Source organism: Actinokineospora spheciospongiae, from assembly GCF_000564855.1.
GTDB classification, from domain to species: Bacteria; Actinomycetota; Actinomycetes; order Mycobacteriales; family Pseudonocardiaceae; genus Actinokineospora; species Actinokineospora spheciospongiae.
This window is the reverse complement of the sequence record NZ_AYXG01000183.1, coordinates 22,735-36,455: the sequence shown is the minus strand read 5'-3', so window position 1 is coordinate 36,455 and position 13,721 is coordinate 22,735. Positions and strand designations below refer to the sequence as shown.

The following is a 13,721-nucleotide window of genomic DNA, read 5'->3' as shown; positions in this document are numbered from 1 at the left end:
AAGCCCTACCGGCGGGTAACCTGAGCGGATGACCGTGGAGCGCGCGCACTCGTTCACCTTCGCCGGGCACACCCTGCGCTACACCGGGTTCGGCAGCGGGGACCGGCTGGTCGTGCTGACCCACGGCCAGCTCATGACCAGGACCATGCACGCCCCGCTGGCCAGGTCACTGGCCGCCGCCGGGTACCGGGTGGTCACCCTGGACCTGCTGGGGCACGGCGAGTCCGACCGCCCGACCGAGTCGTGGCGCTACTCCATGAGCACCTGGGCCACCCAGGTCGTCGGCCTGCTCGACCACCTGGGGGTCGAGCGCGCGGTCGTCGGCGGCACCTCGCTGGGCGCCAACGTCACCCTGGAGGTGGCGGTGGCCGCGCCGGAGCGGCTGCTCGGCGTGGTCGTGGAGATGCCGGTGCTGGACAACGCGATCGTGGCCGGGCTGCTGGCCTTCACCCCGCTGCTGTTCACCGCCCGGTTCCTGCCGCCCGCCGTGCGCGCGGTGGCCTGGCTGGCCGACCGGGTGCCGCGCGGGCACCAGTGGGTGGACACCGTGACCGAGACCCTGCGCCAGGAGCCCGCCGCGATGGCGGCGGCGGTGCACGGCATCTTCTTCGGGCGGATCGCCCCGCCCACCACGCTGCGCGCCGCGATCGCGGTCCCCGCACTGGTGATCGGGCACAAGCGCGACCCGATCCACCCCTTCGGCGACGCGCACATGCTGGCGGGCGAGCTGCCGGACGCGCGGTTCATCGAGGCGAGCAGCCCGGTCGAGCTGCGGTTCACCCCGAACCGGCTCACCACGGCGATCACCGGGTTCCTCGACGAGTGCTTCGCCGCGACCGGCGCCGCCACCGCCAGGGCGGAATGAGGCCGGGAATCCGGTTGGTCGGGATTTGACACCTCCCCCCGGTGCTGCACCAGACTCCGCGCATGGGGGGAAACGGGTTCTTCGCGCCGCTGCGCGAGGGGATGTTCCGCAGGCTGGCCATCGGCCGGGTCACCACGTTCGTCGGCAACGCGATCGCGCCGGTGGCGCTGGCGTTCGCCGTGCTGGACCTGACCGGGTCGGTGGTGGCGCTGGGGGTCGTGGTGGGGGCGCGGTCGATCGCCAACGTGGCGCTGCTGCTGCTCGGCGGGGTGCTGGCCGACCGGCTGCCCCGGTCGGTGATCCTGCAGGGCGCGAGCACGGCCGCGGCGGTGTCGCAGGCGCTGACCGCGGCGGCGGTGCTGCTCGGGTTCGCGTCGGTGCCGCTGCTGGTGGTGCTGAGCGTGGTCAACGGCGCGGTGTCGGCGGCGTCGCTGCCCGCCGCGTCGGCGCTGACCCCGCAGACCGTGCCGCCGGGGCTGGTGCGGCAGGCGAACGCGCTGGTGCGGATGGGCATCAACACCGCTGTGGTCACCGGGGCGTCGCTGGGCGGGATGCTCGCGGCGCTGGCCTCGCCGGGCTGGGCGATGGCGGTGGCGGCGGGGATCTTCGCGGTCGCGTCGCTGTTCTACGCGCGGGTCCGGGCACCGGAGATCGACGACGACGCCCCGACCCGGCCGTGGGCGGACCTGCGCGCCGGGTGGCGGGAGTTCACCGCCCGGTCCTGGGTGTGGTCGGTGGTCGCGGCGATGATGGTGATCAACGCGGCGGTGATCGGCGGGATGCAGGTGCTCGGGCCCTCGGTGGCCGACACCACCGTCGGCAGGCTCGCCTGGGGATTCGTGCTGGGCGCGCAGACCGTCGGCGCGCTGGTCGGCGGGGTGCTGGCGAGCCGGTGGCAGCCGCGGCGGGCACTGGTGTTCGGCACCGCGCTGGTGGCGGTGATGGCGCTGCCGCTGCTCACCCTGGCGCACGCGCCGCAGGTGGTGCCGCTGCTGGCGGCCAACTTCGTCGGCGGGTTCGCCGTGGAGCAGTTCGGCATCGCCTGGGACGTGGCGCTGCAGGAGAACGTGCCGCAGGACCACCTGGCCCGGGTCTACTCCTACGACGCGGCGGGGTCGTTCGTCGCCATCCCGATCGGGGAGATCGCGGTCGGGCCGCTGTCGCACCGCTTCGGCACGGCGCTGACGCTGAGCGGGCTCGCGGTCCTGGTCGTGCTCGCCGTGGCCGGCGCCCTGTGCTCACCGAGCCTGCGCGCCCTGACCCGGGGCGACGCGCGGCCGGTGCCCTGACGCTGCCCGGCAGCGCGCACACCGGCGGCGCGATGGGCTTCGCCGGGCCGGTTCCCGGTCGTCCACGTGCCCGGCTCGGCGCCTGCCCGGGTGACCGCCGGGCAGGCGCCCCGGGTCACTTGATGCCCGCCGCGTCCATGCCGCGGAGTTCGCGCTTGAGGTCGTGGATCTCGTCGCGGAGGCGGCCCGCGAGTTCGAACTGGAGGTCGCGGGCTGCGCCCATCATCTGGTCGGTGAGCTGCTGGACGAGGTCGGCGAGTTCGGCCCTGGGCATGGACTTGACGTCGCGCTCGCCGACGATGCCCGCGCTGCGGGTGCCGCCCTTCTCGCCCGCGGCGCGCTTGCCCCGGGAGGTGTTGCGGCCGGAGCCGCCGATCGGGACCGGCTCGTCGGCGTCCTCGACCTCGGTGAACACTCGGTCGAGGATGTCGTTGATCTTCTTGCGCAGCGGCTGGGGGTCCAGGCCGCGCTCGGTGTTGTAGGCGATCTGCTTGGCCCGGCGGCGGTTGGTCTCGTCGATGGCGTGGCGCATCGAGTCGGTGATCTTGTCGGCGTACATGTGGACCTGGCCGGAGACGTTGCGGGCGGCGCGGCCGATCGTCTGCACCAGGGAGGTGCCGCTGCGCAGGAAGCCCTCCTTGTCCGCGTCGAGGATCGCCACCAGGGAGACCTCGGGCAGGTCGAGGCCCTCGCGGAGCAGGTTGATGCCGATCAGCACGTCGTAGTCGCCCAGCCGCAACTGGCGGAGCAGTTCGATGCGGCGCAGCGTGTCGACCTCGGAGTGCAGGTAGCGGACGCGGATGCCCAGCTCCAGCAGGTAGTCGGTGAGGTCCTCGGCCATCTTCTTGGTCAGGGTGGTGACCAGGACCCGCTCGTCGCGCTCGGCGCGCTCGCGGATCTCGTGCACCAGGTCGTCGATCTGGCCCTCGGTGGGCTTGACGACGACCTCCGGGTCGAGCAGGCCGGTGGGGCGGATGACCTGCTCGACGAACTCACCGCCGGTCTGGCCCATCTCGTACGGGCCCGGGGTGGCCGACAGGTACACCGTCTGGCCGATCCGCTCGGCGAACTCCTCCCAGGTCAGCGGGCGGTTGTCCACCGCGCTGGGCAGCCGGAAGCCGAAGTCGACCAGGTTGCGCTTGCGGGACATGTCGCCCTCGTACATGCCGCCGATCTGCGGCACCGTCACGTGCGACTCGTCGATGACCAGCAGGAAGTCGTCCGGGAAGTAGTCGATCAGGGTGGCCGGGGCGGTGCCCGCGGCGCGGCCGTCGATGTGGCGGGAGTAGTTCTCGATGCCCGAGCAGAAGCCGACCTGGCGCATCATCTCCACGTCGTAGCTGGTGCGCATCCGCAGCCGCTGGGCCTCCAGCAGCTTGCCCTTGCCCTCCAGGTCCTTGAGCCGCTCCTCCAGCTCGGCCTCGATCGCCCCGATCGCCCGCTCCATCCGCTCCGGGCCCGCGACGTAGTGCGTGGCCGGGAAGATGCGCAGCTCGTCGCACTCTCGGACGATGTCGCCGGTGAGCGGGTGCAGGTAGTACAGCTTGTCCACCTCGTCGCCGAAGAACTCGACCCGGATGGCCAGCTCCTCGTACGCCGGGATGATCTCCACCGTGTCGCCGCGCACCCGGAAGGTGCCGCGGGCGAAGGCGATGTCGTTGCGCGTGTACTGCACGTCGACCAGGGCGCGCAGGAACGTGTCGCGCTCCACCTCGCCGCCGACGCTCAGCCCGATCGAGCGGTCCAGGTACGACTGCGGGGTGCCCAGGCCGTAGATGCACGACACCGACGCCACCACGATCACGTCCCGCCGCGACAGCAGGCTCATCGTCGCCGAGTGCCGCAGCCGCTCGACGTCGTCGTTGACCGAGGAGTCCTTCTCGATGTAGGTGTCGGTCTGCGCGATGTACGCCTCGGGCTGGTAGTAGTCGTAGTACGAGACGAAGTACTCGACCGCGTTGTCCGGGAAGAACTCGCGCAGCTCGTTGGCGAGCTGCGCGGCCAGCGTCTTGTTCGGCGCCATCACCAGGGTGGGCCGCTGCACCCGCTCGATCAGCCAGGCCGTCGTCGCCGACTTGCCGGTGCCGGTGGCGCCGAGCAGCACGGTGTCCTGCTCGCCGGCCCGGATGCGCTTCTCCAGCGCGTCGATGGCCGCGGGCTGGTCACCCGCGGGCGCGTAGTCGGCGACCATGCGGAACTTCCCGTCGGTGCGGGGGATGTCGCCGACGGGGCGGTGCTCGGAGTGGGCCAGGACTGGGTGCTCGGTCGCGAATGCCACGCCGACGAGGTTACGCCGGACCCCCGACAGAAACCGGGGCGCTCAGCAGGAGCAGTCGCAGCAGCCGCAGCAGTCACACCCGTCACCGCAACCGCAGTCGCCGCAATCGCAGCAGTCGCAGTCGCAGCGGTGGCAGAAGCCCTCCTTGGGCTCCCCGGTCCACGGGTCGTGGTACGGGTCCGCGCAGCACATCTGGCAGGTGCAGCACAGCGCGAGCGCCACGCCGCAGCCCGCGAGGGTGCCGCGCCGCCTGCCCCACTGGTGGCCGCCGTGCTTGCGCCCACCGCCGTGCTTGGGCGCCTTCGGGTCGCGCGGCGGCTGCCACCCCGGCGGGGCCTGCGGCGCCTGCCACCCGGGCGGCGGCTGGCCGTGCAGGTCGAGCCCCTGCCGGTCCAGCTCCAGGTGACCGAAGGTGCGCACCACGGCGGCGCCCAGCTCGTGCACGAGCAGCGCGTGCACCAGCTTGCCGTCGTCGAACTCGGCCTCCTTGAGCGCCAGCCGCACGCCGAGCACGGCGTCGTCGCACAGCCGCCGGGCCTCGGCGAGGGTGGTGCCGGTGGCGGCGAGCGGGTTCCAGGCGCCCGCGGCGGCGTCGGCGTCGAGGTCCTCGACCGCGTCGAGCAGGTGCGCGACCCGGCCGAACAGCCTGCCCGCCTCGCGCAGCGGCGCCTCGTTGCCGGGGCGGCCGGTCAGCACGGCGGTGTGGGCGAACGCGGCGGCGGTGGCGGTCTCGGTCGGCTCGGTGGCCAGCAGCACCGACGACCCGGTCAGCAGGCTCGACTCCAGTTCGCCCTGGCGGCCGACGGCGTCGAGCAGGACCGCGGTGCCGAAGCCGATCCGCTCGCCGGTCAGCTCGCCCTGGCGCGCCCAGCGCGCGGCCACCTTCCGCGCCACCCCGGCGACCGGGCGGCGGCGGAACGGCCCGTCGCCGTCGGCGACGTGGTCGTCGACCTTCGCCGAGGCCAGCACCAGCGACACCGCCGCGGCCAGCTTGGCGCCCGCACCCTCGGCGACCGGCGCCGAGCGCATCCCGCGCAGCGGGCAGGGCCCGGCCACCCGCCGCCCGCCCACCGCGGCCGACTGGGCCTCGACCAGGGCGGAGATCGCCAGGCCGTCGTAGTTGGTGACGGTGCGGGCCAGTTGCCCGTGGTCGTCGCGCAGCGCCAGGCACAGCCCGCACAGGTGGGCCATCCAGGAGGTGCGCAGCACCGGTGAGAGCCGGTGCCTGCACGGCCTGAGGATTCCGAACACGCTGGTGACCCCTCACCTCGTCGCTGCCGAACGGCGCCGGAGCATAGCGGCGATCACCCGTTCGGCGGCACGGAACCAGCCAAAAAGACTGGGCCTCGACCTGGCCGCGTGGGCACGATGGCGGTATGGCCCGCACCCGCCCGGTCCCCGTCCCCGCCGCCCGCCGGGACGACCGCCAGCACGAGGTCCACCCGCCCAAGGTCGAGCTGTTCGACCCGGCGGCGCGGACGAACACCGACCCGAAGGGTTTCGTGCGGGCGGTCGACGCCTACCGCGAGACGCCGGAGGGGCTGTTCATGGCCCGCCCAGTCGACGGGCACCCCCGGATCGCCTACTTCCAGTCGCTGCTGCTGCCGGAACTCGGCCTGCGGGTGTCGAAGTGGCGACCGCGGCCGGGGGTCGACCTGGGGCACGACTTCTACCTCGACGTCGTGGACATCTCGGTCGACGACCGGTCGGCCTGGCGCACTGTCGATCTTTATCTGGACGTGCTCGTGCGGACCGGGCGGGATGTGCGGGTGGAGGACACCGATGAACTGCTGGCCGCATTCCGCACCGGGCTGCTTGACTCGTCCACCGTTCAACGAGCAATGGAACGCACATACCGCGCGGTCGACGGTATAGCCCATTCGAGTTATGATGTGGATGCGTGGCTGGTCACGCTGGGTATCACGCCTCCCTGGATCGATCGAACTCGTTAGTGTTCGAGCGCCGTTAAAGTCAACAGAGAGTGGCGTCGAATCGCGTAAATTGGCTCGAAAGAGACCTTCGCGGGTACGAGTCGTGACATAACAAAATGATTCCGGCAATGGCCTCCCGGAAACGCGCCGCTACGCTCAGGCCCGTGGGCACGGTCATCACACCGCAGCTTGTCGACATCGTCGACACGGCCACCGCGGTACGCAGCTTCTCGTCGGGGACGGCGCACGGGTTGCGCGTCTGCCAGGTCGAACGGTGGGGGTTGCGGATGGAGTACACCACTCCGGACGACCCGTTCTCCGACACCGAGATCACCTGGCTGCTGCCGGACCTCAACCTCCGGCTCACCCAGCAGAAACCCCGCTCCCGGCACGCCAAGGGCGGCCCGAGCGTGCTCACCGCCGTCCGCGTGCTGCGCGACGGCCGCTACTGGCGCACCACCGACCTGCTGCTCGGCCTGGCCGCCCCCGGCGGCACCACGGCCCGCATCGTCCGCTCGGAGGAGTTCGCCGCCGCCGTCGGGGGCCAGGTCCTCCGCGTCGGCGACGCCGACCTGGCGATGTGCACCGTCCACAAGACGCTGGAGGAGCTGAGCCGCGTCCGCCACGACCTGTCGTCGTGGCTGGCCCACAAGCACATCTTCGAGGTCTGGCCGCCGTACTAGGCCCGGCTGGGCGCGGCGGGTCAGCGCTTGGGCGCGCGCCAGTAACCGCAGAAGACGATGTCCTCCTTCGGCACGCCCGCCCGCACCCAGTGCCGCCGCAGCCCGGTCGCCAGCCCCGATTCCCCCACCACCCACCCGTAGAACCGGCCGGTGGGCACCGGCAGCGCCTCGGCGGCGGCGAGCGCGGCCCGCCCGGGGACCGCGTGCGGGTCGGCGCGCACGACCCAGGTGACCTCGACCCCGGTGGGTGCGGTCACCTCCTGCCGATCCTCGGCCGCCCCGACCTCGATCACCGCGCGACCGGTCGCGCCCGCATCCAGCGACGCCAGGACACCCGCCACCGCGGGCAGCCCGGACTCGTCGGCCACCAGCACGAACTCCCGGGTCGACGGCGGCGGCGTGAAGCTGATCCCCTCGTCGATGATGGCCACCCGGTCGCCCACCGCGCAGTTCCCGGCCCACGTCCCGGCGGGCCCGTCCCCGTGCACGACGAAGTCGACGTCCAGTTCGGGCCCCTCGGCGCGGTGGGCCCGGACGGTGTAGTTGCGCACGATCGGCCGGGAGGTCTTCGAGGTGGTCAGCAGCCGGACGTACGACGCGGCGGTCAGCCGGTCGGGGACCTTCGACAGCGAGTCGTCCGACACCGGGATGAACAGGCGGAACCACTGGTCGAAGCCCATCGGGGTGAAGCGGGCGAGGTCGGCGCCGCCGAAGGTGACCCGGACGAACCCGGGTGAGATCCGGGTGCTGCGCAGCACGCCCAAGGTCAGCGGCTCCGCGTTCGCGGGCTTGACCCGATTCGCGGCCATGTTGGTCCTCGCCATGCGCAGACTCTAAAGTACGGTGCCTAACTTAGAAAGGGACGAGTTGGATGTCACTGCCGAAACGCGCCAAGACCGGCGGCCGCACGGCGCAGGTTTCCCCGGGCGGCATCGTCGCCGCGGGCGTGCGCGTCGGGCTGGCCGGGCTCACCGTGCAGGCGGTGGCAGCTGAGCTGGGGGTCACCAGCACGGCCGTCTACCGGCGGGTGCCGAGCAGGCAGGCGCTGGAGCGGCTGGTCGGTGAGGCGGTGCTGGCCGAACTGGTGATCACCGACGACCCGACCCGGTCGGCGGCCGAGCACCTGGTGACCTTCGCCGCCGAACTGCGCGCGTTCACCCTGGCCCGCCCCGGGGCGGCGGCCTACTTCCAGCGGGTCTTCCCGCGCGGTGCGTCCGGGGTCCGCCTGCTGGAGGCCGAGGTGGCGGCCCTGGGCGCCCGCGGTTACGCACCCGAGGCGGCGGTGGTGCTCAGCAGCGCGGTCGCCCGCACCGCGCTCGGCCACGCCGCCGCGCAGGAGGCCAGGGAGGCGGCGGCCGCGGCGAACCCGGGAGCGGTGGAGGCGGAGGTCGACGCCGCGCTCGCGGCGGTGGCGTCCTCGCTCGTGCTGGCCGCCGCGCACGCCCGGATTCCGCCCACGTCCGAGGAGCGGCAGTTCCACCTGCTGATGACCGCGACAGTCGCCGGGCTGCTGGCCACCCTGCCGCCGGGCCGCCCGCTCAGCGAGGTGCTGCCCGGGTGATCAGGGGGTCCAGCCCGTCCGCTCGGCCCACTCCTCCGCGCGCACGTACGCCTCGGTGAACCAGGGGACCTTGGCGTCCCCGTAGGCCGGGATCTCGGTGGCCTCCTCGGCCAGCTCGCGCTTGAGCGCCTCGTACTCGGCCCGCGCCCGCGCGTCGGCGCGCAGCCAGGCCGGGAACAGCAGGGCGTAGCGCTGGTTCGGTCGCCCCGCCTCCCGGACGTGGATGTTGACCCAGCGGCCGGGGTCGGTGTCGACGTGGACGCGCTTGCGCCAGTGCGCGGGGTCGGGGTCGTCACCGTACGGACTGTCCTCCAGGACCCCCTCCGCGAGGGGGAAGCCCGCGCCAGCCAGGGCTTCGGACAACCCGTCGACGGCGTCGAGGTCGGGAACGGTGATCTGGAAGTCGAGGATGTCCTTGGCGGCGAGGCCGGGGACCGCGGTGGAGCCGATGTGGTCGACCCGCACCGCCCGCTCCCCCGCGGCCAGCCGCAGCCGGGCCAGCACCCGCTCGGCCTGCGCGGGCCAGGTGGGGTCGTACTCGACGATGCGCGGGGCGCCGCGGTTGTCGTGGCGGTGCAGGCGGACGTTGCTCTCGTAGCGGACCAGCCGGTCGGCCCACAGCGCGTCGACCGCGGCGAGGACGACGTCCTGCGGGCCGGAGTTGTCCAGCCACACGTCGGCCGCGGCGCGGCGGTCGGCCTCGGTGGCCTGGGCGGCGATCCGGTTGCGGGCGTCGGCCTCGGGCAGGCCGCGGGAGTGGACCAGCCGGTGCACCCGCTCCTCGACCGGGGCGTCCACCACGATCACCAGGTGGTAGAGCGCGCCCATCCGGTTCTCCACCAGCAGCGGCACGTCGTGCACGACCACGGCGGTGTCCGGGGCGGCGGCGACCAGCTCGGCGGTCCGGGCGCCGACGCGCGGGTGCACGATGGCGTTCAGCTTCGCCCGGGAGGCGTCGTCGGTGAAGGCGATGGCGGCCAGCGCGGGCCGGTCGAGGGCACCGTCGGCGGTGAGGATTCCGTCGCCGAAGGCCGCGACGAGGTCGCGCAGGCCGTCGGTGCCGGGTTCGACGACCTCGCGGGCGATCCGGTCGGCGTCGACCACGAAGGCGCCGTGCTCGGCGAGCCTGGTGGCGACGGTGGACTTGCCGGAACCGATTCCCCCGGTGAGGCCTACGCGCAGCATGGGCCGATTGTGTCAGGGGCCGTCCGGCGGTCTCGCGCCACACGGCGAGGAAAGCCGGGAGCCCCCGAACCTGGACAGGTTCGGGGGCTCCCGGGGAGAGAAAGTGCCTGGCTAGCTCACACGCCGCCCGACAGCTTCTCGCGGAGGGCCGCGAGCTGCTCGTCACTGGCGAGGGTGCCGCCCGACTGGGCGGGCTTCTCGGCACCGGCCGAGGAGTAGCTCTGCTCGCCCCCGCTGCCACCGGTGGCAGCGGCGATGACACCCTCGGCCTCGGCGGCGGCGTCCGCCTCCGCAGCCTTGACGATCTGCTTCATGTGCTGCTCGTAGCGGGCGTGCGCCTCGGCGTACTGGCGCTCCCACTCCTCGCGCTGCTTCTCGAAGCCTTCCTGCCAGTCCTGGGTGTCCGGGTCGAAGCCCTCGGGGTAGATGTAGTTCCCCTCGGCGTCGTACTCGGCGGCCATGCCGTACTGGGTGGGGTCGAACTCGGTCTCGGCGGTGAAGCCCTCGTTCGCCTGCTTGAGCGACAGCGAGATGCGACGGCGCTCGAGGTCGATGTCGATGACCTTGACCATGACGTCGTTGCCGACCTGCACGACCTGCTCCGGGATCTCCACGTGGCGCTCGGCCAGCTCGGAGATGTGGACCAGGCCCTCGATGCCCTCGTCCACCCGGACGAACGCGCCGAACGGGACGAGCTTGGTGACCTTGCCCGGCACGATCTGGCCGATCGCGTGGGTGCGGGCGAACTGGCGCCACGGGTCTTCCTGCGTCGCCTTGAGCGACAGCGACACGCGCTCGCGCTCCATGTCGACGTCGAGGACCTCGACGGTGACCTCCTGGCCGACCTCGACGACCTCGGAGGGGTGGTCGATGTGCTTCCAGGACAGCTCCGAGACGTGCACCAGGCCGTCGACGCCACCGAGGTCCACGAAGGCACCGAAGTTGACGATCGAGGACACGACGCCCTTGCGGACCTGGCCCTTCTGGAGCTGGTTGAGGAACTCGCTGCGGACCTCGGACTGGGTCTGCTCCAGCCACGCGCGGCGGGACAGGACCACGTTGTTGCGGTTCTTGTCCAGCTCGATGATCTTCGCTTCGAGCTCGCGGCCGACGTAGGGCTGCAGGTCGCGCACGCGGCGCATCTCGACCAGCGACGCGGGCAGGAAGCCGCGGAGGCCGATGTCGAGGATGAGGCCACCCTTGACGACCTCGATGACCGTGCCCTTGACCGGCTCGTCCGACTCCTTGAGCGCCTCGATCGTGCCCCAGGCGCGCTCGTACTGCGCGCGCTTCTTGGACAGGATCAGACGGCCCTCCTTGTCCTCCTTCTGGAGAACGAGGGCCTCGACCTCGTCACCGACACTGACCACGTCGGCGGGATCGACATCGTGCTTGATCGACAGCTCGCGCGAGGGGATGACGCCCTCGGTCTTGTAGCCGATGTCGAGCAGGACCTCGTCCCGGTCGACCTTGACGATCGTGCCCTCAACGATGTCGCCGTCGTTGAAGTACTTGATCGTCGCATCGATCGCGGCGAGGAACTCCTCCTCGGACGCGAAGTCGTTGATGGCGACCTGCGGCCTCGACGAGGAGGCGGCGGGGACAATGGTGGTGTCGGTGGACATTGGGTAGGTGGCTCCGGTACGGATTGGGGGTCGCTGGGCTTGGTGCTGTTCGTCGTGTAGCTCGTGTGGCGCAGCGGATCACGGCCGCCGACTTACACCCCACGAGCAGGACATACTCCGGACAACACACGCCACCGCCGGTGCATTCCGGGCTTGGAGAAAGACCGGTCGAGCCTGGTGGGAAGCGCGATACCACTGCGTGGATGTATCCTACGCGGCCCGGCGGGGCACGGGCAAACCCGGGTACCTCGAACGGCCGTGGTCAGCGCCCTGCTGCCACCATGCCCCGGTGACGAGTGAGACCAGCGCCGAGGCGGTCCTGGGCACCACCGGCGTCGCCAGGGTGGCGGTGGGCTCCGCCGCCTCCGTCGCGGCGAACATCGCCTGGTGGGACGCCGACGCCGACGACTACCACGCCGAGCACGGCGAGTTCCTGGGCGTGGCCGACTTCATGTGGTGCCCGGAGTCGCTGCGCGAGGAGGACGCGAACCTCCTCGGCGACGTGGCGGACCGCGACGTGCTGGAGGTCGGCTGCGGCTCGGCGCCCTGCGCGCGCTGGCTGCGCGAGCGCGGCGCCAGGGTGGTCGGCATCGACCTGTCGGCCGGGATGCTGCGCTACGGCCGGGCAGCGAACCAGGCCACCGGCATCGACGTTCCGCTGATCAGGGGCAACGCCGAGCGGCTGCCGTTCCGGACCGGCTCGTTCGACCTGGCCTGCTCGGCGTTCGGCGCGGTGCCGTTCGTCGCCGACGTGGCGGGCACGTTCGCCGAGGTGGCCAGGGTGCTGCGGCCGGGCGGTACGTGGACGTTCGCGGTCACCCACCCGATGCGGTGGATCTTCCCGGACGACCCGGGCCCCGGCGGGCTCACCGTGACCGGCTCCTACTTCGACCGCACCCCGTACGTGGAGGTCGACGAGCACGGCACCCCCACCTACGTCGAGCACCACCGCACCCTCGGCGACTACGTGCGCGCGCTGACCGCCGCCGGGTTCACCCTGTTCGACCTGGTGGAGCCGGAGTGGCCGGAGGGGCACACCCAGGAGTGGGGCCAGTGGAGCCCGCTGCGCGGCGAGCGCTTCCCCGGCACGGCGATCTTCCGCTGCCGCCGGTGACCGGTCCGCTGCTGGCCGCCCAGTCGACCCGGTTCGCGGGCCTGGACCCGCTGCTGCCCGCCGCGGTGGCACCGCCGGACGGCGAGGCGCTGGTCGCGGCGCTGCCCGACGGCGAGCGGGTGGCGGCGGTGCTGACCAGGACCGAGCACGGGCCGGGCACGGCACCGGCGCTGTGGTCGGCGCTGGACGTGCGGGAACTGCACCCGCTGCTGGGCGCGGCGCCCGGGGCGGCCCTGGACGTGCTGCTGCGCCGCTGGGCGGCAGTGCTGGAGCGGGCCGCGCCGGGACCGGACTCCTCGTGCGTGGTGACCTGGCCCAGCCGCGACGTGTCGGCGGCGGAAGCGTTGCTGGCACACGGTTTCGTGCCGCTGTCGGTGCTCGCGGTGCGCGTGGGCCCGACACCGGGGGCCCGGCCGTCCGCGGTCACCGTGCGCCGGGCGAGCGCGGCGGACCTGGACTTCCTGGTGGACTCCGCGGTGGCGGAGGTCGAGTACTCGTCCCGGGTCGGCGGGGCGGTCCTGCGACCGCGGACGCGGGCGGTCAAGCGGGCGGCGCTGCGGGTGCACCTGGCGCAGGAGGACCCGGTGTGGCTGGCCGAGCGCGGCGGCGAACCGGTCGGGCACGCGGAGGGTTGGCAGACGGTGTCCGCGCCCGGGTCCTGGGCGGAGACCCGGGTGCGGCACGGGCGGTGGGGGTACCTGAACTGCCTGTCGGTGGTGCCGTCGGCGCGGGGGACGGGGGTCGGGCGAGCGCTGGCGGACGCGGCGCACGCCGATCTGCTGTCGGGGGGTGCGGTGGGGATGTTCCTGTACTACAACCCGCCGAACCCGTTGTCGCCGGTGTTCTGGGCGCGGCAGGGGTACCGGCCGCTGTGGACGGTGTGGGAGCTGCGGCCCGCGACGGCGCTGCGCTAGGTCGCGTTCACAGCCCGGTCTTGTCGTGGGTGGTGCCCGGCTGGGTGGATGTGCTCGGCTCGGCCGTGCCCCTGTTCAAAACCCGGTTGTTTGTGGTCGGTGCCCGGCTGGGTGGATGTGTTTGGCCGGGGCCCCTATGGCGATCATGTGCTCCAGTGCGTCAGGTGGGGCTGAAAAGATGCCCCACCGCCCAGGCAGGCTGTCACATGATCGCCACCCCCGGCCAAACACATCCACCCACCCGGGCAGTTGGCTCGCCGGGCCGGCAGTTTCGGG

Annotated in this window: 12 protein-coding genes; 7 read left to right on the top strand and 5 right to left on the bottom strand. The window is 72.6% G+C overall.

Annotation, left to right across the window (positions count from 1 at the left end):
- Positions 1–28 precede the first annotated feature (28 nt).
- Positions 29–865, top strand: a complete 837-nt coding sequence (locus tag UO65_RS23510) for an alpha/beta fold hydrolase (protein WP_052021666.1) — start codon at positions 29–31, stop codon at positions 863–865.
- A gap of 62 nt (positions 866–927) precedes the next feature.
- On the top strand, positions 928–2,154 hold the full coding sequence (locus UO65_RS23505; RefSeq protein WP_035286386.1) for an MFS transporter: 1,227 nt from the start codon (positions 928–930) through the stop codon (positions 2,152–2,154).
- Between the two features lie 115 nt (positions 2,155–2,269).
- Here UO65_RS23505 and uvrB read toward each other — a convergent pair whose 3' ends face one another.
- Together uvrB and UO65_RS23495 are read right to left on the bottom strand one after the other, a co-directional pair.
- Entirely contained in the window at positions 2,270–4,432 is a 2,163-nt protein-coding gene (gene uvrB, locus UO65_RS23500) for an excinuclease ABC subunit UvrB (RefSeq protein WP_035286384.1), read from the bottom strand.
- Between the two features lie 42 nt (positions 4,433–4,474).
- Positions 4,475–5,683 (bottom strand): DUF5685 family protein, encoded by a 1,209-nt coding sequence (locus UO65_RS23495; RefSeq protein ID WP_035286382.1) that lies wholly within the window; start codon positions 5,681–5,683, stop codon positions 4,475–4,477.
- A 125-nt stretch (positions 5,684–5,808) separates the two neighbouring features.
- Here UO65_RS23495 and UO65_RS23490 point away from each other — a divergent pair, with 125 nt between their 5' ends.
- Both UO65_RS23490 and UO65_RS23485 read left to right on the top strand, forming a co-directional pair.
- Positions 5,809–6,384: a ribonuclease FAU-1 family protein gene (locus tag UO65_RS23490; RefSeq protein WP_035286380.1), complete on the top strand. Its 576-nt coding sequence runs from the start codon at positions 5,809–5,811 to the stop codon at positions 6,382–6,384.
- A 143-nt stretch (positions 6,385–6,527) separates the two neighbouring features.
- A complete protein-coding gene (locus UO65_RS23485; RefSeq protein WP_035286377.1) occupies positions 6,528–7,046 on the top strand; it encodes a ribonuclease FAU-1 family protein in 519 nt (172 codons plus the stop codon).
- 20 nt (positions 7,047–7,066) lie between these two features.
- On the opposite strand, the gene UO65_RS23480 is transcribed toward UO65_RS23485, so the two are convergent.
- Positions 7,067–7,870 carry a siderophore-interacting protein gene (locus tag UO65_RS23480; protein ID WP_181400234.1) on the bottom strand — a complete coding sequence of 268 codons (804 nt, stop codon included), beginning with the start codon at positions 7,868–7,870 and terminating at the stop codon, positions 7,067–7,069.
- Positions 7,871–7,917: 47 nt separating this feature from the next.
- Between UO65_RS23480 and UO65_RS36115 the strand changes: the two genes are divergently transcribed.
- A complete protein-coding gene (locus UO65_RS36115; RefSeq protein WP_035286372.1) occupies positions 7,918–8,607 on the top strand; it encodes a hypothetical protein in 690 nt (229 codons plus the stop codon).
- Here the strand turns inward: UO65_RS36115 and coaE are convergent, their stop codons facing one another.
- Both coaE and rpsA read right to left on the bottom strand, forming a co-directional pair.
- Positions 8,608–9,792, bottom strand: a complete 1,185-nt coding sequence (coaE, locus tag UO65_RS23470) for a dephospho-CoA kinase (RefSeq protein WP_035286370.1) — start codon at positions 9,790–9,792, stop codon at positions 8,608–8,610.
- 116 nt (positions 9,793–9,908) lie between these two features.
- The gene (gene rpsA, locus UO65_RS23465; protein ID WP_035286368.1) at positions 9,909–11,417 is read right to left on the bottom strand and encodes a 30S ribosomal protein S1; all 1,509 of its coding nucleotides are present in this window, start codon (positions 11,415–11,417) and stop codon (positions 9,909–9,911) included.
- Positions 11,418–11,706: 289 nt separating this feature from the next.
- Here rpsA and UO65_RS23460 point away from each other — a divergent pair, with 289 nt between their 5' ends.
- Positions 11,707–12,531, top strand: a complete 825-nt coding sequence (locus UO65_RS23460) for a class I SAM-dependent methyltransferase (RefSeq protein WP_035286366.1) — start codon at positions 11,707–11,709, stop codon at positions 12,529–12,531.
- Entirely contained in the window at positions 12,528–13,445 is a 918-nt protein-coding gene (locus tag UO65_RS23455; RefSeq protein WP_084176178.1) for a GNAT family N-acetyltransferase, read from the top strand. Before UO65_RS23460 ends, UO65_RS23455 begins: the two co-directional genes overlap by 4 nt.
- Positions 13,446–13,721 lie beyond the last annotated feature (276 nt).

Excerpts from the sequence above, each read along its gene's own strand:
- UO65_RS36115 (WP_035286372.1), top strand. The coding sequence starts at position 7,918 with ATGTCACTGCCGAAACGCGCCAAGACCGGCGGCCGCACGGCGCAGGTT.
- UO65_RS23480 (WP_181400234.1), bottom strand. The coding sequence starts at position 7,870 with ATGGCGAGGACCAACATGGCCGCGAATCGGGTCAAGCCCGCGAACGCG.
- UO65_RS23505 (WP_035286386.1), top strand. The coding sequence starts at position 928 with ATGGGGGGAAACGGGTTCTTCGCGCCGCTGCGCGAGGGGATGTTCCGC.
- rpsA (WP_035286368.1), bottom strand. The coding sequence starts at position 11,417 with ATGTCCACCGACACCACCATTGTCCCCGCCGCCTCCTCGTCGAGGCCG.
- UO65_RS23510 (WP_052021666.1), top strand. The coding sequence starts at position 29 with ATGACCGTGGAGCGCGCGCACTCGTTCACCTTCGCCGGGCACACCCTG.
- coaE (WP_035286370.1), bottom strand. The coding sequence starts at position 9,792 with ATGCTGCGCGTAGGCCTCACCGGGGGAATCGGTTCCGGCAAGTCCACC.
- UO65_RS23490 (WP_035286380.1), top strand. The coding sequence starts at position 5,809 with ATGGCCCGCACCCGCCCGGTCCCCGTCCCCGCCGCCCGCCGGGACGAC.